The following is a 19,512-nucleotide window of genomic DNA, read 5'->3' on the forward strand; positions in this document are numbered from 1 at the left end:
TGCGGCGCTGGACCAACTCGGTTCCATGGGCGGGCTGTTCTCCACCACCGTCCTGTACGCCCTCGGCTGCGGCGTCGCCGTCGGCGGCGGCCTCGCGCTGCTCCTCGTCGCCGTACGAGGACTGCCCGCCAAGCCCGAGCACGAGAAGCAGAAGGCGGCCGAACGGGTCGACGAGCTGATCCGGTTCGCCGGCCGGCGCGGCTCGCTGGCCGCGCTCGTCGGGCTCGCCGTGCTGCTGCTCACCCGCTGGGCGGTCGCCGGCATCGCGGCCGGTGTGCTCGTCTTCTTCTGGGACCGCCTCTTCGGAGGAGCCCGCGAGGAGCGCGCCGCCATGCGACGGGTGGAGGCCCTCGCCTCCTGGACGGAGTCGCTGCGCGACACCATCGCCGGCGCCGTCGGCCTGGAGCAGGCCATCCCGGCGTCCGCCCGTGCGGCCGCGCCCGTCCTGCGCCCGCACCTCGACGCGCTCGTCGACCGTCTGCGCGCCCGCACCCCGCTGCCCGACGCGCTCCAGAACCTCGCCGACGAGATCGACGACGCCTCCGCCGACATCATCGTCGCCGCCCTCATCCTCAACGCCCGACTGCGCGGCCCCGGTCTGCGCCAGGTGCTCGGCGCGCTCGCCAAGTCGGCGCGTGAGGAGGTCGACATGCGGCAGCGCGTGATGGCCCAGCGCGCCTCGACGCGCCGCTCGGTCCAGATCGTCGTAGCCGTGTCGATCGCGTTCGTCCTCGGCCTGTCCGTCTTCAACCGCGACTTCGTCGAGCCGTACGGCACCGCCGTCGGCCAGCTCGTCCTCGCCCTCGTCTGCGCCCTGTTCGCGCTCGGCTTCTGGTGGCTGCGCAAGCTGTCCACCATCGAGACGCCCGAACGCTTCCTGGTGCGCGACGACTCGGCGGTGCAGTTCGTACGACCGCGCACGCCGGCACCGACGGAAGAGGGGGTACGGCGATGAGCCTCACCATGCCGATCGTCGTCGGAGTCGTCTTCGGACTCGGCGTCTACGCGCTGATCCGCGCCCTGATGCCCAGCAGGCGCAGCGCCGTCGCTCAGGTCGCCCGGATCGACGCCATGCGGGCGCGCGGGGCGGCGTACGAGTCGGCGCGCAGCAGCCAGGACACCGGCCGGTTCGCCTCGCTGCGCGCCGAAGTGGGCGCGCGGGTCGCGGAGTTCTACATCCAGCAGGGCTGGGAGCAGCGCTCGCTGCGGGCCGACCTCGCGGTCCTGGACCGCAGCTGGGAGAAGTTCCTCGCGACGAAGGTGCTGCTGGGCGTGACGGGCCTGATCTTCGGGCCGTTCCTGTTCGCCGTCGTCTACACGATGGGCGTCGGCCGCAGCCCGGTCGTCCCGGTGTGGCTGGCGCTGGTGTGCGCGGCCCTGTTCTTCTTCCTGCCCGACCTGGAGGTCCGGCGGGACGCGGCCGACAAGCGGCGTGACCTGCGGCGCGTCATCGGGGCCTACCTGGACCTGGTGTCGATGAGCCTGGCCGGCGGGCGCGGTCTGCCGGAGGCGCTGATGGCCGCCGCCGAGGTCTCCGACGGCTGGGCCACGCAGCGCATCCGCAACGCCCTCGCCGACGCGCGGATCACCGGCCTGAGCCAGTGGCAGGCGCTGGGGCAGCTGGGCGAGGAACTGGGCGTCGAGGAGCTGAAGGACCTCTCCGCCTCCCTCGCCCTGGTGGCGGACGACGGAGCCAAGGTCCGTGAGTCCCTCGCCTCCCGTGCGGAGACCATGCGCCATCGCGAGCTGGCCGAGATCGAGGGCAGCGCGGGCGAGAAGTCGCAGTCGATGCTCGTCGCGCAACTTCTGCTGTGCGCCGGCTTCCTGGTGTTCCTGATCTTCCCGGCGGCGATGCGGGTGTTCCAGGTGTGACGTGACCGATCGCAACCGCCCCAGCTGATTTGAGAGGAAAGAGAACACTCATGAACGCACCGAAGAACTTCCACACGGGCATCCCGGCCGTGGACTTCCTCGTCACCTTCCTGCGCGGCCGCGTCGAGCGCGCCCGCTCCGGCGAGCTGGACCGCGGTGCCTCCGCGGTCGAGTGGGTCATCATCTCCGCGGTCGTCGTGGCGATCGTGGGCGTGGTGGCGGCCATCATCAACGCCGCGCTGAGCGAGGGCGCCAACAAGGTCGGCGACTGCATCAAGGGCGCGGACGCCGGCAAGACCTGCTGACGGCCGCGGGATCGACGGGGGTTGCTGGTGGGCGTGGTGCGCTGGGTACGCCGTAGGACGGAGGCCGTCTCCGCCCGCGGCGACTCCGGTATGACCGCGATCGAGTTCGTGCTGCTCACGCCGGTGCTGTTCTTCATGATCTTCGCGACGGTGCAGTTCGCGCTGTACTTCTTCGCCGATCACGTCGCCCAGGCCGCGGCCCAGGCGGGCGCCCGCAAGGCCCGCGCGACGGCGGACGCCCAGCCGGGCGCCTGGCGCGGTGAGGCCCGTACGGTCGTCGACTCCTACATCGAGCAACTGGGCCCGCAGCTGGTGCTCTCCCCGGACGTGAAGCTGCTCCAGCCGGAGCAGAACACCGTCGGCGTGGAGATCACGGCACGCGTCCCGACGGTCTTCCCCGGCCTGGACCTGACGGTGCACGCGCAGTCGTCGGGCCCGGTGGAGCGTTTCGTGCCGGAGGGGGAGAACTGACCATGAGCCGCAGGGACGACGAGGGCCTGTCCACGGTCGAGGTGGTGATCCTCGCACCCGTGATGATCCTCTTCATCCTGGTCCTGGTGGCGTTCGGCCAGCTCGTCGACGGCCGCGGCGCGATCGACGGCGCGGCCAGGGACGCCGCCCGCGCGGGCTCGATCCAGAAGGACCACGCGACGGCGATCGCGGAGGCGAGGAAGGCGGCCGAGGCGGACCTGGAGGACGTCTGCTCCGGCCCGGTGACCGTCCGCCAGACGAGCCCCGGCTTCGAACCGGACACCTTCTTCACCGTCGAGGTCAGCTGCGAGGTCCGCGGCCTGGCCATGCTCGGCCTGGACATCCCCACCACCCTGTCGGCGAGCTTCAGCTCCCCGCTGGACCCGTTCCGGAGGACGGCGTGAGGACTTGGCTGTCGGCCCGGCGCGCCCTGCTGGACGACCGGGGCTCGGGCGCCGGCGCGGTGATCATCTTCGCGCTGGTCTTCCTCTCCCTGTCGGCGTTCGTGATCGACGGAGGCATGTCGATCTCCAAACGCGAACGCGCCGCCGACATCGCGGAACAGGCCGCCCGCTACGCCGCCCAGGACATCGACCGCGAGGCCCTCTACGACAACGAGGGCGGTCCGGCCCCCATCAACTACGAGAACTGCGACGCCCGCGTCAAGGCATTCGCCCGCGAGATGGACATGACCGGCGCCGACATCGCCGCGTCCCACTGCGTGACGGCCGACGCCGCCCAGGTCGAGGTCGAGATCCAGCTGACGTACTCCCCGGTCTTCACCGGCATGTTCTACGGCGGCGACGTGGTGGTGCGCGGTCAGGCGGTGGCGGAGAACGAGGTGGGCTGACGGGTGTTCGAACGTGGAGCACGGGACGACCCGGTCGTGGAGCCGGTGCACTGGGACCGGGCCGGCTGGTTCGCGGTCACCGACCTGGTGCGCCCGGCGTCGCTCCGCCGCAAGGCGCGCAAGGAGCAGTGGGCCGTACGCGCCGGGACGATGCGGGACGGCGCCTGGCTCCTGGCGCCGATGGCGTTCATCACCGTCAGTGGGGGCGATGCCCCGGTGTACCACTTGTACGACGCCACCCACCCGGAGACATCGCTGTGCTCCGCGACGCCGGAAAGGAACGGTGCCCGCTACCGGGTGACCGACGGGCAGGACCGAGAGCTCGGTGTGCTGCACCGGACCCCCGCCGCCAAGCGCACCGTTCAGCACGACTGGTGGTTCCGGCTGCCCGACCACGCCGACATCGTGGCCAGCTACCACTGGACCCGGGTCACCGCGAAGGAGGTCGCGGCGCGCGGCAAGCAGCGGGTCGCACACGAAGCCTCCGAACTCGTCGGCAGCGTGGTCCAGTCGTTCGTCAGTCTCGGGATCGACGGCGGCGGAGATGAGAGAGGGCGCATCCACGTCCCCAAGCCCGTGGCCTGGCGCGCCGAGGGCGAGCCGGAGCCCATGGTGCTGACGTCCGGCCAGGTGGAGGGCATCAGGGCCTACCGGCCCCTGGCCGGCTGGCTCGACCTGCGCCTGGCCTACACGCTGGCCGTCGTACGAGAGGCGGCAAAAGGCCCTCGCTGACCGCCTGAGCCGAGCCCGCTCCGCAGGGTGCGACTGTCGCCCCGAAGGACGGCCACGTCCTCAACGCCCGGCGGTTGGTGCCGGGCCGAGGCGCAGGCCGAGGTCCTGGGTCGCGATCTCATGGAGTCTTGAGTCCGGGACCGTCGGAGCGGCGTGGCCGAGCCCTCTGATGTGGGCCAGGAACTCGGCGGGCAGCGTCACGTGGTACGCCGAGACGTAGTAGGGCAGGTCTTCTCGCCAGAGCCAGGTGCCGTCCGTGAGGAGCGAACCGGCGCCCGTCAGGTCTGGTCCTTCGGGGTCCAGTACGTCGCGTTCCGCGCCCGTCTCGCTCCAGAGCGCGGTGCCATTCCTGAGGTATCCGATGATCCGGTCCTCGTCGGATTCGCCCGCAGACCGGACGGCATCTCTGATCGACCCGTCGAGGGGCATTCCCCAACCCGGGTTCAGTTCAGCGAAGAATCCGGCCGAGCGGATCACAGGTGAGCCTCTGCCGTCCGGCCGTCACTCGGCACCCTTGCCCCCCTTCTCGCCCTTCCCGCCGCGCGTGTCCTTGACCTTCATGGCGTCATTGACCTGCTTGGCCAGCTCCTCGTCGAGCTTCGTGAACTCGCGTACGACCGCGTCCGACATGTCCGCGAGGGCGTCGAGCTGCTGGGTGATGTCCTCACGGCCGTCCTCCCAGTTCGACTCGAAGTCGCCGAGGGCGTCGTTGACGCTGCTGTCGCCGATGTCGTCCTTGTAGGACTCGAAGAGCTTCTTGGTGTGGTTCAGGCGGCTCTTGATGGAGCGCAGGCTGCTGCCGAAGCCGGCCAGCTCGTCCAGCGGGAGCGAGAGATCGCTCTTGCCCTTCCCCATGTGTCCTGTCCCCCAGGTGTGTCGGTCAGACGAAGCGGAACGTGCTCGTCACGGCGTCGAAGATGTCGTGGAACGCCTCGGCCAGGTCGAGGACGGGGCTGGCGCCGGAGACGAGGACGACCTGGTCGGTGGCGCCGGGGATCGGGATGTACGTCTGGGTCAGCGCCATCCGCAGGGTGCGGCTGTCGCCCTGTGCGACGGGCACGTCCTCCACGCCGTACGTCCGGGCGGCGACCCCCACCTCGGGGATGTCGACGGTGGTCACCTTCCGCCACGCGTCGCCCTCCCTGCGGGGTGTGATCGTCCGCAGACTCTCCGCGATGGCCCTCGGGTCGGTGGACAAGGCCACGCCCTGCTTGTTCTTCGCGCCGAGGACGGAGACGGTGATGGTCGCCGAGAGCGGGACCCCGTCGAAGTTCTCGGCCATGCAGCCCAGATACACCGCACCGGACTCGTGAGCGTCCTTGGCCATCTTGCGGAGCATCGCCGTGAGCTCGGAACGGTAGGGCGCGAGTTCGGGCACCTCGCGAACGCGCTCGTCGACCAGTTTTCTGATGGTCGACTCCCGGCCCTCGGGGCGGATGTCGAATTCCCACCATGAGTCCGGCACTGAGAGCGACAGACCCACGGGCGACGTACCGGTCACAGCCGCCATCTCTACTCCTCGTCCTCGAAACTGACCGGCGTGTAGCGCTCCGCGTATTCCGCCAGAAAGGCACGTGCCTCCGGCGGGACGGCGAGGGGGACTCGGACCACATACTCGAGAAGGCGCTTCGGCGGGTAGTAGTCGACGAATTCGTACTCGATCTGAGCGAGTGTCTCGGGCGACCCGTATCTGTCGGCCACGCCGAGAGCTGTCAGAAGGCCTTGGAGATCGTAGGAGGCGATGCCTTCGAGGTCATGCGGCAGACGGTAGGGAAAGACATTGGCCGGAGAGAGAGGGGTTCCGCCGCGCGCGAGGTGCGCGAGGTCGGCCAGGCCGAGCTGGACCCATGGTCCGCTGTGACTCACCACCATCCATCGGTCGGCGACGCCGCTCCGATAGACGCGGCATTCCGCTCCGGCGAAGATCTCCTCCATGCCCAGGCCCATTCTGGTGAGCGGCGGCGGTGACCCGTCGAGGCTCTGGACCTCCTCATGCCCCGCCTGGAGCATGTGCGTGAACTCCTCGACGAACACGACGTGCTCGTCCGACCGGGCCAAGCACGAGAAATGAAGGTTCCCGTCGAAGAAGGCAGGACGTTCGGCCCAAGGGTCCCGGATCAGCCGATAGCCCGCGACCCCGTCGCAATGTCCTGGGACGAGAGGGGCGGGCGCCCCGCAGATCTGGCATTCGTTGAGATCCGGCATATCCGTTCGCCTGTCGTTTCGATCGATTTAGGGGGCCTGACGTGGGCGGGTCCGGTCACTATATGCCGGGTACGGGCACGATCCCGCCGCGATCGCTGATCGGCCCACCTGGCGGATATGTGCCCTGCGGCAGTTCCAGCACGCCGTTGTTGTCGAAGAAGCGGACATTTCCGTCGCGGCTGATCACCGCCTCCATGTGGGGTGTGCGTTTGTTGTCCAGATCGCGGCTCATGCTGTTCTTCATGCCGCGTGCGGCTTCCAGATCGTCGGGTGGACCGGGTATGCGGTCCTCCGGGTGCGTGTGCACCGTGAACTTGTAGCCTTCGTCGCGAAGTTCCTTCGGCACGATGGTCGTGACCTGGTCGCCCTGGAAGAGCCGCATTTCGCCGAGGGGGTTCTGCACCACAGCGTGCTCGACACCGTGGAACTTCTGCAACTCGGCCATGTGCGTGATGTGGACCTCGTTCGGGGTGATGCGGACAGGGCCCTTCGTGAGGGCTTTCGCGAGCTGCCTGGCCTTCGGGGAGAGCTCACGGTACGGAATCGTTCCACCGAACAATCGGCTCGACCCCTTGAACGGGCGGTAGATGGAGCGCAAGGCGTCGCCGGAGCGCAGCGCCTGGTACTTCTTCGCGAAACCCCCGCCGATCCCCTTCATCGCGCCGGCGCCCAGCGCCTTCAGCCCGCCCGCCTTCCACAGCTTGCCCAGCTTGGCCAGGCTGGTGAAGCCCTTCGTGGCGGGGATGCAGTCCAGGACGGCCCAGGCCAGGTCTCCCCACCCGGCTGTGCCGTTGAGCATTTTTCTGACCGTGTCCGCGAGGACGACGAGTGCCGCGGCGAACACCAGCCAGCCCAGCGGGCCGCCGATGATCATGACGATGATGCCGACGATCGTGACGACCCACTTGCAGACCGTGACGATCTCGTCCCAGTGGTCGGAGACCCAGTCGCCGATCTCCTCCCACCAGTGCCGGTTCCGGATGCCGGCGTCGGAGGCCTCCTGGAGCTTGGTGACCGTGCGCCGGGCGGCCTCCTCGCGCAGGCCCCGCGCCTGGGCGGCGAGCTTCTTGGCCGCCTCCAGGGCGTTCTGGGCGGTCTGGACGTCCTTCTCCGCGCGCTCCTGGCGGGACTTGGCGTGCTGGGCGTCGCGGGTGGCGCGGCGGACCTCGGCCTCGTCGGGCTTGGGGACGTCCTTGCCGGCGTTCTTCGACGGGTCGTAGGAGTCGGCCTTCTCGGTCGCCCGCCGTACCCAGTCCTCCGCTCCGGACAGGGCCGTCTGGGCGGTGCTCAGCTCATCGCGCGCCTTGCGGCCGTCCCGCAGCGCCTTGTCCGCCTTCTCCTGCGCCTCCTGGAGGTCCGGCCAGAAGGAGGCGAGGGCGTCGCCCGCCAGGTCGTACGACTTCTTCAGCTTGCGCAGCTTCTTCGGGGCGTCGCCGAACTCCTCCGCGAAGACCTCGGCCGTCTTGCCCGCCCAGGAGAGGATCTCGTCCTCCTTGGCTATGCCCTTCAGGTCGCGCAGGGCGTCGGCCACGTCGTCCGCGAAGTCGTGCAAGCTGCCCGCGAGTTGGCGGATGCGCTGCGGATCGCCCGGGGTCGGGTCCTTCTCCAGGTCGAGTACGTGCCAGTCGGTCGGCCTGTGGGACACGCGTTTACCCCCGTAACGCCCGCGATCGTGCAAGAGAACGTACGTGTGAATCTATCCTGTGGGCGGATGCCGCTCCCGTGCGGTATCCGGCGTGACAGACGCAAAGCGGCGAACCGGCGGTTGCGGGTGTGGCCGGAAACGGCGGTGAACTCGGCTGAGGCGACTGGGGATGTGCGTGAGCCGGCTCGCCGACTGGTCGCGGTGCGGCCCGCGTTGAAGGGGATCCGTCGGTTGTTCGACCCCGAGGAACCGGCGGGGCGACGGCCGGCCCGGCCTCGTCGGACGTGCGGCGATCCAACGCCTCTCGCCGGAGACCCCTTTGACGCTCGGAGCGTACTTCACCGAAGCCTCCCGCCGGCCCGCCGGGCAGTCCAGGTGCAACACCCGCCGCCCGACGTGAAGATCCTGCACAGGCCGCCCGCCTGCATGCCGGGCAAGTCGGGCCCAATGGACGGGAAGCGGCAAAGCGGCGCTTGTGCTTCCGGAACGGGGTTCTGTGCCGACAACCCGATTCATAAGATCTCGGTAGGCTCGGTACACCCACCAGGCACCCCCATCGAACCCACCCCAGGACACCCGCCATGCCGCGACGCCGCAGTTCAAGCTCGTCAAGCTCGACGGGAAACGCGACCGCCCCGGGGAGCACCCCCCGCAACCGCACCCCGCAGCCCGTACGTGTGCGGCGGCGCACGTTCGGGGACTTCGTGAAGGCGTTCCTCGCGTTCGTGGCGCTGGTGGCCCTGGTGTTCGGCGTGCCGCTGGGGCTGGCGTCGCAGCTCGGGTGGCCCTTCCCCGACGGGGCGCCCAGCCTGGACTGGCTGCAGCGCGAGATCTCGGTGCAGACGTTCCTGAACATCCTCACCGTCGTCGTGTGGCTGGCCTGGGCGCAGTTCACCGCGTGCGTACTGGTCGAGGTGAAGGCCGCCGTGTCCGGGGTCGGCGTGCCGGGCCGGGTGCCGGGTGCCGGGCCCAGCCAGCTGCTCGCGCGGCAGCTGGTGGCCGCGCTGCTGCTGGTCGGCGCCACCGCCGCGAGCCTCACTCCCGGGCTGTCGCAGCTCGGGCAGAACCTGGAGGGCAGCCAGCGGCCCACGGTCGCCGCGGCCCAGCAGACGCCCGGACTCTTCGCCCAGCAGCAGGAGCAGACCGCCTCCGCCGCGGCCGCCCTCGCCGACCAGGCCGCCGACGCCGCGGACCGGGCCGACAGCGGCGCCACCGCCCGCAGCGGCGACACGAAGTACTACCGGATCCAGCCGCCCGAGGGCCGCCACCACGACTCCCTGTGGGAGGTCGCCGAACGCCACCTCGGCGACGGCCGCCGCTACAAGGAGATCTACGAGCTCAACAAGGACCGCGTGCAGCCCGACGGCTCCCGCCTGTCCGAGGCGAGCCTCATCCGGCCCGGCTGGATCATGGAGATGCCCGGCGACGCCGTCGGCGGCGAGCTCGTCGAGATGCCCGACGAGGCGGCCGCCGTCCCGCCCGAGGTCCGGCAGCAGATCCGCGACTACGCGAAGACCGGCGACCACGCCGAACAACGGCAGCCCGGCGGCGGCCACGGCGACACGGCCGTGTCCCTGCCCGAGCAGCGGCCGGCCCCCGTACCCGAGGCCCCGCAGCGGCACGAACACCAGGCCGCCCCGGCGTCCGGCAGCGACTTCGGCCTCCCCGAGGCCCTCCTCGGCGCCCCCCTCCTCGCCGCCGGCCTCCTCGGCGCGCTCGGCCGGCGCCGCCGCCAGGCCCTGTGGCAGTCGGCGCTCGGCGCCGTCGGCGGGCGGCGCGGCATGGAGCCGCCCACCCCGGCCGGCGCCGCCGCGGACGCCCAGGACGCCCTCCTGGTCGGCGCCGACCCCGAAGCCGTACGCCTCCTGGACCGCTCGCTGCGCGGCCTCGCCGCCTCCCTCGCCGCCGAGTCGAGGCCGCTGCCGGTCGTGTACGCGGCCTGGCTCAGCAACGGCGACCTGCACCTCCAGCTCGCCCAGCCGTCCGGGAAGCCGCCCGCGCCGTGGCGGACCGGTCAGGACCAGACCTTCTGGCTGCTGTCGCGCGCCGACGCCGAGCGCTACGAGGACACCGACACCGCCGCCCCGTACCCGGGCCTCGTCAGCCTCGGCACCATGGACGAGTCGCGGCTGCTGCTCAACCTGGAGGCCGTGCCCGGCATCGTGTCGCTGAGCGGCCGCGAGGCCGACCGGGCCGCCGTGTTCGCGTCCGTCGCCGCCGAACTGGCCACCAACGGCTGGTCGGACCGCATGACCATCACCCTCGTCGGCTTCGGCGAGGACCTCACCCCGCTCGCCCCCAACCGGCTGCGCCACCTCGACGGCGTCGACGACCTCATCGAGACCATGGAGGCCGAGACCCGCCAGCGGCGCGGCGCGCTCGGCGCCGCCGGCCAGGACTCCGTGCTCACCGGCCGCACCGGGCCCGCCCACCACACCCGTTGGGCTCCCCACCTGGTGCTGCTCGCCGCCCAGCCGTCCCCCGAGGACGCCGTCAAGCTCGCCGAACTCGCCGCCGACGCCGGCCGCCTCGGCATCGGCTACCTCGTCGGCACCGAGTCCGGCGATCTGCCCGGCGCCGCCTGGGAGATGGAGATCACCGGCGAGGGCAAGCTGCTCGCCCCGCTGCTCGGCCTCGAACTCGACGCCCAGCTCCTGCCCGTCGCCCAGCAGCGCGCGGTCGTCGAGCTGTTCGTCGAGGCCGACCCCGACCGCGGCCCCGACGGGCCCACGACCACCCCGCCGTTCCTCGTCGACATCAGCGAACAGGGCCGGCCCGCCGTCTACGCCCGCCTCGTCGGGTCGTACGAGATCATCGGCCTGGACACCCCCGACGGCGAGCGCAGCGCCCTGCTGCACGAGGCCCTCGCCCTGCTGCTCCTGCACCGGGAGGGCGTGCACCCGCGGGTGCTGGCCTCCGCCCTGTGGCCGCGCGGCGTCACCGACGACGTACGCGACGCGCTGCTGGACCGGCTGCGCGACTGGCTCGGCGCCGACCCCGACGGCACGCCCCGCCTCGCCACCGACACCACCGGGCGCCTCACGCTCGCCAAGTCGGTCGTCTCCGACCTCGACGTGCTGCGCTCGCTCTACCACGAGGCCACCCAGGGCCGGGGCGTCGACAGCCGTGCCGTGCGCGGGCGGCTGCTCACCGACGCGCTGGTACTGGTGCGCGGCCCGCTGCTCGCCGACCGGCCCGAGGGCCGCTACCGCTGGCTCACCCACGAGATCGTCGATGCCCAACTCCCGCTGCTGGTCGCCGACATCGGGCTCGCGCTGGCCGAGTTCCACCTCGTGAAGGACCGGGCGGAGAAGGCCATCGAGGCCCTGAACGCCGCCCTGCGCACGGCCCCCGCCGACGAGCGCCTGTGGAACGAACTCCTGCGCGCCACCCACGCCACCGGCGACCCGGCCCGCCTCACCTCCCTCGCCGCCGACCTCCTCACCCGCAGCGGCGCCCGCGGCCTGCCGCCCCGCACGGAGGCCCTGCTCGACGAGCTGCTCCCGTCGTGGCGCGACAGCGTCGCGGCCGTGGGATGAACAGCCCCCTGCTCGTCCTCGCCGCCGCGCTGTGGGGCGCGGCGGCGGGCGCCCTGCTCCCGCGCGCGGTCTACCGTTTCGCGGCTCCCTCCGGCGAGCCGTGGCGCGGACTGTGCCCCGGCGGACACCCGCTGCGGGGCTGGACCGGGCGCGGCTGGTGCGGGGAGTGCGCCGGTACGGCGACGGGGGCCGGGGCAGCGACGGGGCGGGCTGCGGCCGACCCGGGCCCCGCATCCGCCCCGCGAGGGCGCCCCGCAGGCGAACCGGCCGCCTCCCATGCCTCGGGCGGCGCCCGCACCTCACCGTCGTACGGCCCGAGGACCCTGCCCCTGACGGCCGTCACCGCACTCGTGTGCGCGGCCCTCGCCGCGGCCACCGGTGTCCGCCCGGAGCTCGGTGTCTGGCTGCTGCTCGCGCCCGTCGGCGTGCTGCTGGCGGCGGTGGACTTCCGGGTGAAGCGGCTGCCGGACCCGCTGACCCTGCCCCTCGCGGCGGCGGCCCTCGCCCTGCTGGGCCTCGCCGCCCTGCTGCCCGAGCACGCGGGGGAGTGGACCACGGCTCTGCTCGGCTCGCTCGCCCTGGCCGCCGGCTACGGCGTGCTGTTCCTGATCAACCCCGGCGGCATGGGCTTCGGCGACGTGAAGCTCGCCCTCGGCACCGGCGCCGCGCTCGGCTGGTACGGCTGGGGGACCCTGATGCTCGGCACCTTCGCCGGGTTCCTGCTGGGCGCGCTGTACGGCGGCGCGCTCGTCGTCGCCCGGCGCGCGGACCGCAAGACGGCGATCCCGTTCGGCCCGTTCCTGATCGCGGGGGCGTTCCTGGGGCTGCTGGCCGGGGCGTACGCGGCCTGAGGCCGGCCCTCCTGATCGCCTCGCGTAGGCTGTTTCCGTCCGTCCACAACCCTTGACGAAAGGGACACCCGGTGACCGAGAAGGCCGACCTCACGTCGTTTGATGTCACAGCCGTCCTCGACCGAGCCGCCGGGGGCGGGCGCATCACCCCCGAGGAGGCGCTCGGCCTCTACCGGGACGCCCCGCTGCACGCCCTGGGCGCGGCCGCAGACGCCGCACGCCGCCGCCGTTACGCCGGGGTGGAGCACATCGCGACCTACATCATCGAGCGGAACATCAACTACACGAACGTGTGCGTCACGGCGTGCAAGTTCTGCGCCTTCTACGCCCCGCCGAAGAGCGACAAGGGCTGGACCCGCGATCTGGACGACATCCTGCGCCGGTGCGCGGAGACCGTCGAACTCGGCGGTACGCAGATCATGTTCCAGGGCGGTCACCACCCGGACTACGGCGTCGAGTACTACGAGAAGCACTTCTCGGCCATCAAGAAGGAGTTCCCGCAGCTCGTCATCCACAGCCTGGGAGCGAGCGAGGTCGAGCACATGGCCCGGATCTCCAAGGTGTCCGTGGAGGAGGCGATCCAGCGCATCCACGCGGCCGGCCTCGACTCCTTCGCCGGCGCCGGCGCCGAGCTGCTCCCGGAGCGGCCGCGCAAGGCGATCGCCCCGCTGAAGGAGAGCGGCGAGCGCTGGCTGGAGATCATGGAGACCGCCCACAACCTCGGCGTGGAGTCGACGTCCACCATGCTGATGGGCACCGGCGAGACCAACGCCGAGCGCATCGAGCACCTGCGCATGATCCGCGACGTCCAGGACCGCACGGGCGGCTTCCGCGCCTTCATCCCGTACCTGTACCAGCCGCAGAACAACCACCTGAAGGGCCGCACCCAGGCCACCATCTTCGAGTACCTGCGGATGATCGCGGTCGCCCGGCTCTTCCTCGACAACGTCGCCCACATCCAGGGCTCCTGGCTCACCACCGGCAAGGACGCGGGCCAGCTGACCCTGCACTACGGCGCCGACGACCTCGGCTCGATCATGCTGGAGGAGAACGTCGTCTCGGCGGCCGGTGCCAAGCACCGCTCGAATCTCATGGAGATGATCGAGATGATCCGCGGCGCCGACCGGGTGCCCGCCCAGCGCTCCACGACCTACGAGCACCTGCTGGTGCACGACGACCCGGCGAACGACCCCGTCGACGAGCGCGTCGTCTCCCACATCTCCTCCACCGCGATCGAGGGCGGCACCGCGCACCCCGAGCTGAAGATCCTCGCCGCGAACTGAGCCAGGTGTGCTGACCCTTCACGTCGCCGAGGCCTCGCCCGAGGCCGCCGTCCTGGTCGACGGCGCGCGGATCACCGCCGTCGGCCCGTACGAGGAGCTGGCCGCCGCGCACCCCCACGCGCGTGTGCGCCGCTGGCCGGGCATCCTCACGCCCGGGCTGCTCAATCCGTACGGGCCGGAGCTGCTGGAGCGGACGTACCACCCGGACCCGCGTGAGGCCGACGCCCTCGGCACCGAGCCGATCGGCGGGCCGCGCGCCGAGGCGCTGTTCCGCACGGACCCGGCCCGCCGGGGCGCCAGCGCGCGGCGCGGGGTGCAGCGGCTCCTCGCGCACGGCACCGTCGCCGTCGCGGGCGAACTGCGCGACCGGGCCGCCCTGGACGCCGTACGGCGGGCCGGGCTCGCCGTCGGACAGCGGCCGCCGTCGCTGCCCGGGCCGCCGTCCCTGTCCCCGGCCCCGCTGATCCTGCTGCCCGCCCTGGCCGCGGGCTCCCCCGCCCGCTTCGCCGTCTTCGACGTGCCGGACCGGGCCGGGCTGGTGCGGCGGGGCGCGGGCACCTGCGTGGCGACCGTGCTGGGCGGCCGGCTGGTGTACCGGGCCCGCTAGCTGGGGCCGCTTCCCGCCGTCCGCGGCCCCTGCTGCCACAATGAGGGCGTGACCCGCGCATCCCTGGACAAGCAGCCGCACGAAGTCGCCTCGATGTTCGACGACGTGGCGGAACGGTACGACCTCACCAACGACGTGCTGTCCCTCGGGCAGGCGCGCGGCTGGCGCAAGGAGGTCGCCAAGGCGGTCGACGCCCGCCCCGCGCAGAAGATCCTCGACCTGGCGGCCGGCACGGGCACGTCCTCCCAGCCCTTCGCCCGGGCCGGCGCCTACGTCGTCCCCTGCGACTTCTCCCTGGGCATGCTCCGGGTCGGCAAGCGGCGCCAGGCCTGGATGCCGTTCACCGCGGGCGACGCCACGCGGCTGCCGTTCAAGGACGACACCTTCGACGCGGTGACGATCTCCTTCGGGCTGCGCAACGTGCAGGACTTCGACACGGCCCTGCGCGAGATGCACCGGGTGACGCGGCCCGGCGGACGGGTCGTGATCTGCGAGTTCTCGCAGCCGACCTGGGCGCCGTTCCGCACGGTGTACACCGAGTACCTGATGCGCGCCCTGCCGCCGGTCGCCCGCGCGGTGTCCTCCAACCCGGACGCCTACGTCTACCTCGCCGAGTCCATCCGCGCCTGGCCCGACCAGCCGGCACTCGCCGCGCGGCTGCAGCAGGCCGGCTGGGACGACGTGGCGTGGCGGAACCTGACGGGCGGCGTGGTCGCGCTGCACCGGGGGTTCAAGAAGGGCTGAGCCCGGCCCCTTGAGTGGTCCGCGCGGATCACCGTACGGCCATGTACGGGTCCTCCGGCGCGTCCAGCTCCCGCTCCAGCCCGCCTCCGCCCGGGCGCGGCAGACGCGGCTCGCGCACGCCTCCGCCGCCCTCTCCGTCGCGGAAGTCGAACCACACCGTGACCACGGCGTCCCGCGGCACCTCGACGCCGGGCGGCGGGTACTGCCGTACGACGTGGTCGACGACGGCGAGATGGAAGTCGGGCCGGTCCGGCGCGGCCAGCAGCAGGCCGTGCCGCTCGGCTTCGCGGCGCGCGTCGACGGCCATCAGGCCGACCAGCCGCGGTACACGCACATCGGGCGTTGTGTGAGGTATGCGCACAGATGTCACCCCCAGCGGTACTGGAAGGGTAACCGCCCGGGGTGCCGTCCGGAAGCGTCAAGTCGCTTTCCGTAGCAGGCTGTTACCGTGTGTCACAGGTCGAGTCGGTAGCAGTGTCCCTGCTGCTTCGACTGCGGGCTGACGAAGGTCTCCGCGAGCCGCATGCCCAGCCGTCGGGTGACCGCGATCGAGCGGGCGTTGCGGGCGTTGACCATGGCGACCACGCCGCCCACGCCGGCCGCACGGACACGTTCCACGGTCATCCGGGCGGCCGCGGTGACGTATCCCTTGCCCCAGTGCGCCCGTCCGAGCCGCCAGCCGATCTCTATCTCGCCCTTGGGGCCCCACTCCTCCGGCCACGGCTGCGCGCCGGTGAAGCCGACGACCTCGCCGGACTCGTCCAGCACGGTCCACAGGCAGAAGCCCAGCTCGGCGTCGTGGCGGCGCTGGCGGGCGGTCAGCTCCTCGTAGACGGACAGCTCCGCGGACCTGCCGCCGTGGAACTCCATGACGTCCCGGTCGTCGAACACCCGGTGCCAGGCGACGGCGTCCTCGTCGGTGGGAACGCGCAGCCGTACTACGGGGAGAGCTCGGTTCACTGGGCAGCCCTTCAGCCGGTTGATCAATTCTGCTGCATAGACTGCCCATGTCCAGTGCCGGTCGGCACGCAGATTTCGAGCTTTGGGGAGATCCCGCCGTGACCGAGCCCCTCTCCGAGAACACCGCCGATGTGATCGTCGTCGGCGCGGGGCCAGCCGGCTCCACCACCGCGTACCACCTTGCCAGGGCCGGCCTGGACGTCCTTCTGCTGGAGAAGACCGAGTTCCCCCGCGAGAAGGTGTGCGGCGACGGCCTGACCCCACGGGCCGTCAAGCAGCTGGTCTCCATGGGCATCGACATCTCCGAGGAGGCCGGCTGGCTGCGCAACAAGGGCCTGCGCATCATCGGCGGCGGCGTCCGCCTCCAGCTCGACTGGCCGGATCTCGCCTCCTTCCCGGACTACGGCCTCGTCCGCAAGCGCGACGACTTCGACGAGCAGCTCGCCCGCCAGGCCCAGAAGGCGGGCGCCCGGCTGTACGAGCACTGCAACGTCTTCGGCCCGATCGTCGACGACCGCACCGGCCGCATCACCGGCGTGAAGGCCAGGCTCGGCGAGGAGAAGCGCGAAGTCTCCTTCCACGCCCCGCTGGTGGTGGCCGCCGACGGCAACTCCACCCGGCTGTCCCTCGCGATGGGCCTGCACCGCCGCGAGGACCGCCCGATGGGCGTGGCCGTACGGACGTACTTCACCTCGCCGCGCCACGAGGACGACTACCTGGAGTCCTGGCTGGAGCTGTGGGACCGCCGTGGCCCCGGCGAGGACCGGCTGCTGCCCGGCTACGGCTGGATCTTCGGCATGGGCGACGGCACGTCCAACGTCGGCCTCGGTGTCCTGAACACCTCCGACTCCTTCAAGGAGCTGGACTGGCGCGAGGTCCTCAAGGCCTGGTGCGCCTCCATGCCGGAGGACTGGGGGTACACCCCGGAGAACATGACCGGCCCGATCCGCGGCGCCGCCCTGCCCATGGCCTTCAACCGCCAGCCGCACTACACGCGCGGGCTGCTGCTCGTCGGCGACGCGGGCGGCATGGTGAACCCGTTCAACGGCGAGGGCATCGCCTACGCCATGGAATCCGGCCAGATCGCCGCCGACGTCATCGTCCAGGCACACGCCCGCTCCACGCCCGCGGGACGCGAGATGGCCCTCCAGCACTACCCGCGCGTGCTGAAGGAGACCTACGGCGGCTACTACACGCTGGGCCGCGCCTTCGTGAAGCTCATCGGCAACCCGAAGGTCATGAAGATCGCCGCCCAGCGCGGTCTGACCCACCCGATGCTGATGAAGTTCACCCTCAAGCTGCTGGCCAACCTCACCGACCCGGCCGGCGGCGACGCGATGGACCGCATCATCAACGGGCTGAGCAAGGTGGCGCCCAAGGCGTGACGCCGGCCTCGGGGGCAACGGCGAAGGGCCGCTGCCCCCGAGCGGCTGCGGCCCTTCGTCCGGTCCTGCGTGTGCGCAGGCGCGTGGCGCGGCTCAGAGCACGCGCACCGCACCCGACGCCGGGTAACCGGACAGGTCCTGGATGACGACGCCCTTGGACGGGTTGGCCGCGTCCAGGTACTGGCCGTCGCCGATGTACACGCCCACGTGGTACGCGGAGCCCTTGCCGCCCCAGTACAGGATGTCGCCGACCTGGAGGTTGGAGGTGCCGACCTCGGTGCCCATCATCGACTGGTCCTGGGAGACGCGCGGCAGGTCCACACCGACCTCGCGGAAGGCGGCCTGGACGAGGCTGGAGCAGTCCCAGGCGTCGGGGCCCGTGGCACCCATGATGTAGGCGTCGCCCACCTGCGCCTTGAGGAAGGCGATGACGGTCGCGACGGAGCCGCCGGCCGGGGTGGAGACGGTGGTCTCGGCGGTGGTGTCGGCGGAGGTGCCGCCGGCGTCGGCGGAGGCGGTGACGAGGGCCTCGCGCTCCGCGGCGCGGGAGGCGGCCTCCTCGGCGGCGGCCCGGCGGGCAGCCTCCTCCTGTGCCTTCTTCTTGGCGGCGGCCTTCTTCTTGGCCACCGCGAGGTCCGCCCTGGCCTGCTTGGCGGCCTGGGCTGCGGCCGCGTCACGCTCGGCCTCGAGCTCGTAGTTCGCGGCGGCCAGCTCGGTGGCGTCCGCGGACTCGGCGACCTGGGCGGCCAGGTCGGCCGTCAGAGTGGGCAGTTCGAGCGTCTGCGTGACCGGCTCGGCGGCGTTCGCCGAGGCCGACGCACCCGCCGCCGCCATGCTGAGGACGCCACCGGCAACTCCGGCGCGCATCGCGAGCGTCGAGGACGCGTTGCGGCGGGGCTTCCGGTGGCTGCGTATGTGAGCGGTGTGGGACATGAGAGCAATCGGTATCAGGGGGTCCTCCATACCTTCAAGAAACGTGTCCTGCGCCACAGTTGTTCAACCGGACCCCCGAAACCCGGGCGCCTCGCTCTTTATTGACGCCGTAACGGACATAGCGGACGCACCCTTTCAAGCCTGTGATCATGGGCTTTCGTCGTTACGTCCGGATTGCCCCGCGCCTACCACTGGTGGCGACCGTTGGCCAAGCCCGCTTCTTATCGATCTTTCACAATGTGGCGCAGGTCACGGAACGGTCACCGTGTCCGCCGCGTCCCGCGCGGGCAGACGACGACCCCGCGCACGGCCCCGCGCTCGTGAACGCGTGCACACGTCCACATCCCGCCCCGGACCTCCCCCTGATGTGTGAACGCCGCCCTCTACCAAGAGGTGGCGTCTCATGCCAATTTGCATGCAGCGGAAGTCTCTTGATATTGAGACGCCCCCTCTGAGCTGCCCTGACGAGCGAAAATGTCACGTCTGGTGATCACTCGGACGCTTCGCGTGCGAAGATCACCGCTCATCCGACTTCATGATCCTTCGTCAGGTGGTGGAGATCACAAAGCTCGTGTAATACCCCGTGTCGCAGATCACAGAGCGCCGGGCATAAGATGCGAGGCAGTTGGGCTTGTGACCTGCTTCACATGTTCTCGATCTTGGCCCGGGACGAGCGGGGTTCGAGGGACTGGTGGGGCGGCTGTGAGTCCAGTGCAACCGCCACCAGTCAGTGCCGACTGAGAGGAGCGAGGAGCGGTGAACGCGTATGCGCCCATCCTCGTACTGGGAGCCCTCGGGGCAGGCTTTGCGATCTTCTCCGTGGTCATGGCCACGCTGATCGGTCCGAAGCGGTACAACCGCGCCAAGCTCGAGGCCTACGAGTGCGGCATCGAGCCGACACCGACGCCGGCCGGCGGCGGGCGTTTCCCCATCAAGTACTACCTGACGGCGATGCTCTTCATCGTCTTCGACATCGAGATCGTCTTCCTCTACCCCTGGGCCGTCACCTTCGACGCCCTGGGTGTGTTCGGGCTCGTGGAGATGCTGCTCTTCGTGCTCACCGTCTTCGTCGCCTACGCCTATGTATGGCGGCGCGGCGGCCTGGAATGGGACTGAGGGGCCTTTTACGA

The 19,512-nt window shown here is 71.2% G+C and carries 22 protein-coding genes; 14 read left to right on the plus strand and 8 right to left on the minus strand.

What is annotated here, in order from left to right:
* The first annotated feature begins 25 nt into the window (after positions 1-25).
* The 7 genes from ACIGXJ_RS25275 (at position 26) to ACIGXJ_RS25305 (ending at position 4,230) form a co-directional block, all read left to right on the plus strand.
* The gene (locus ACIGXJ_RS25275; RefSeq protein WP_399650206.1) at positions 26-955 is read left to right on the plus strand and encodes a type II secretion system F family protein; all 930 of its coding nucleotides are present in this window, start codon (positions 26-28) and stop codon (positions 953-955) included.
* The gene (locus ACIGXJ_RS25280; protein ID WP_399649491.1) at positions 952-1,872 is read left to right on the plus strand and encodes a type II secretion system F family protein; all 921 of its coding nucleotides are present in this window, start codon (positions 952-954) and stop codon (positions 1,870-1,872) included. The genes ACIGXJ_RS25275 and ACIGXJ_RS25280 overlap by 4 nt, the downstream gene beginning before the upstream one ends.
* A 50-nt stretch (positions 1,873-1,922) precedes the next feature.
* Entirely contained in the window at positions 1,923-2,177 is a 255-nt protein-coding gene (locus ACIGXJ_RS25285; protein WP_399649492.1) for a hypothetical protein, read from the plus strand.
* Between the two features lie 90 nt (positions 2,178-2,267).
* The gene (locus ACIGXJ_RS25290; RefSeq protein WP_399650209.1) at positions 2,268-2,648 is read left to right on the plus strand and encodes a TadE family protein; all 381 of its coding nucleotides are present in this window, start codon (positions 2,268-2,270) and stop codon (positions 2,646-2,648) included.
* A gap of 2 nt (positions 2,649-2,650) precedes the next feature.
* A complete protein-coding gene (locus ACIGXJ_RS25295; RefSeq protein WP_399649495.1) occupies positions 2,651-3,052 on the plus strand; it encodes a TadE/TadG family type IV pilus assembly protein in 402 nt (133 codons plus the stop codon).
* Complete coding sequence (locus ACIGXJ_RS25300; RefSeq protein ID WP_399649498.1) at positions 3,049-3,498, plus strand: pilus assembly protein TadG-related protein; 450 nt, start codon at positions 3,049-3,051, stop codon at positions 3,496-3,498. The genes ACIGXJ_RS25295 and ACIGXJ_RS25300 overlap by 4 nt, the downstream gene beginning before the upstream one ends.
* Positions 3,499-3,501: 3 nt before the next feature.
* Positions 3,502-4,230 (plus strand): hypothetical protein, encoded by a 729-nt coding sequence (locus ACIGXJ_RS25305; protein ID WP_399649501.1) that lies wholly within the window; start codon positions 3,502-3,504, stop codon positions 4,228-4,230.
* Between the two features lie 60 nt (positions 4,231-4,290).
* Here ACIGXJ_RS25305 and ACIGXJ_RS25310 read toward each other — a convergent pair whose 3' ends face one another.
* The 5 genes from ACIGXJ_RS25310 to ACIGXJ_RS25330 all read right to left on the minus strand — a co-directional run bounded on the left by ACIGXJ_RS25310 (position 4,291) and on the right by ACIGXJ_RS25330 (position 8,080).
* The gene (locus ACIGXJ_RS25310) at positions 4,291-4,707 is read right to left on the minus strand and encodes a hypothetical protein (RefSeq protein WP_399649503.1); all 417 of its coding nucleotides are present in this window, start codon (positions 4,705-4,707) and stop codon (positions 4,291-4,293) included.
* Between the two features lie 24 nt (positions 4,708-4,731).
* Complete coding sequence (locus ACIGXJ_RS25315) at positions 4,732-5,085, minus strand: hypothetical protein (protein ID WP_399649506.1); 354 nt, start codon at positions 5,083-5,085, stop codon at positions 4,732-4,734.
* Positions 5,086-5,110: 25 nt separating this feature from the next.
* Complete coding sequence (locus tag ACIGXJ_RS25320; RefSeq protein WP_399649509.1) at positions 5,111-5,740, minus strand: hypothetical protein; 630 nt, start codon at positions 5,738-5,740, stop codon at positions 5,111-5,113.
* A 2-nt stretch (positions 5,741-5,742) separates the two neighbouring features.
* Positions 5,743-6,264 carry a hypothetical protein gene (locus tag ACIGXJ_RS25325; protein ID WP_399649512.1) on the minus strand — a complete coding sequence of 174 codons (522 nt, stop codon included), beginning with the start codon at positions 6,262-6,264 and terminating at the stop codon, positions 5,743-5,745.
* A 229-nt stretch (positions 6,265-6,493) separates the two neighbouring features.
* Positions 6,494-8,080 (minus strand): putative T7SS-secreted protein, encoded by a 1,587-nt coding sequence (locus tag ACIGXJ_RS25330; protein ID WP_399649514.1) that lies wholly within the window; start codon positions 8,078-8,080, stop codon positions 6,494-6,496.
* Positions 8,081-8,661: 581 nt separating this feature from the next.
* On the opposite strand from ACIGXJ_RS25330, the gene ACIGXJ_RS25335 reads away from it, so the two are divergent.
* The 5 genes from ACIGXJ_RS25335 (at position 8,662) to ACIGXJ_RS25355 (ending at position 15,104) form a co-directional block, all read left to right on the plus strand.
* Positions 8,662-11,619, plus strand: coding sequence for a BTAD domain-containing putative transcriptional regulator (locus ACIGXJ_RS25335; RefSeq protein ID WP_399649517.1), 2,958 nt, complete (start codon positions 8,662-8,664; stop codon positions 11,617-11,619).
* Positions 11,616-12,470: a prepilin peptidase gene (locus tag ACIGXJ_RS25340; protein ID WP_399649519.1), complete on the plus strand. Its 855-nt coding sequence runs from the start codon at positions 11,616-11,618 to the stop codon at positions 12,468-12,470. Before ACIGXJ_RS25335 ends, ACIGXJ_RS25340 begins: the two co-directional genes overlap by 4 nt.
* A 71-nt stretch (positions 12,471-12,541) precedes the next feature.
* Positions 12,542-13,753: a cyclic dehypoxanthinyl futalosine synthase gene (gene mqnC / locus ACIGXJ_RS25345; RefSeq protein ID WP_399649522.1), complete on the plus strand. Its 1,212-nt coding sequence runs from the start codon at positions 12,542-12,544 to the stop codon at positions 13,751-13,753.
* Between the two features lie 7 nt (positions 13,754-13,760).
* Entirely contained in the window at positions 13,761-14,360 is a 600-nt protein-coding gene (locus ACIGXJ_RS25350; RefSeq protein ID WP_399649525.1) for an imidazolonepropionase-like domain-containing protein, read from the plus strand.
* Positions 14,361-14,408: 48 nt separating this feature from the next.
* On the plus strand, positions 14,409-15,104 hold the full coding sequence (locus ACIGXJ_RS25355) for a demethylmenaquinone methyltransferase (RefSeq protein ID WP_399649528.1): 696 nt from the start codon (positions 14,409-14,411) through the stop codon (positions 15,102-15,104).
* 28 nt (positions 15,105-15,132) lie between these two features.
* On the opposite strand, the gene ACIGXJ_RS25360 is transcribed toward ACIGXJ_RS25355, so the two are convergent.
* Both ACIGXJ_RS25360 and ACIGXJ_RS25365 read right to left on the minus strand, forming a co-directional pair.
* Positions 15,133-15,438 (minus strand): PASTA domain-containing protein, encoded by a 306-nt coding sequence (locus ACIGXJ_RS25360; protein ID WP_399649531.1) that lies wholly within the window; start codon positions 15,436-15,438, stop codon positions 15,133-15,135.
* Between the two features lie 119 nt (positions 15,439-15,557).
* A complete protein-coding gene (locus tag ACIGXJ_RS25365; RefSeq protein ID WP_399649534.1) occupies positions 15,558-16,064 on the minus strand; it encodes a GNAT family N-acetyltransferase in 507 nt (168 codons plus the stop codon).
* A gap of 47 nt (positions 16,065-16,111) precedes the next feature.
* On the opposite strand from ACIGXJ_RS25365, the gene ACIGXJ_RS25370 reads away from it, so the two are divergent.
* On the plus strand, positions 16,112-17,449 hold the full coding sequence (locus ACIGXJ_RS25370) for a geranylgeranyl reductase family protein (RefSeq protein ID WP_399649537.1): 1,338 nt from the start codon (positions 16,112-16,114) through the stop codon (positions 17,447-17,449).
* 93 nt (positions 17,450-17,542) lie between these two features.
* Here ACIGXJ_RS25370 and ACIGXJ_RS25375 read toward each other — a convergent pair whose 3' ends face one another.
* Entirely contained in the window at positions 17,543-18,412 is an 870-nt protein-coding gene (locus tag ACIGXJ_RS25375; protein ID WP_399649539.1) for a C40 family peptidase, read from the minus strand.
* A gap of 726 nt (positions 18,413-19,138) precedes the next feature.
* Here ACIGXJ_RS25375 and ACIGXJ_RS25380 point away from each other — a divergent pair.
* Complete coding sequence (locus ACIGXJ_RS25380; protein ID WP_007383963.1) at positions 19,139-19,498, plus strand: NADH-quinone oxidoreductase subunit A; 360 nt, start codon at positions 19,139-19,141, stop codon at positions 19,496-19,498.
* The last annotated feature ends 14 nt before the right edge of the window (positions 19,499-19,512 follow it).

The organism is Streptomyces sp. NPDC053367 (genome assembly GCF_044545925.1).
Classification (GTDB): Bacteria; Actinomycetota; Actinomycetes; order Streptomycetales; family Streptomycetaceae; genus Streptomyces.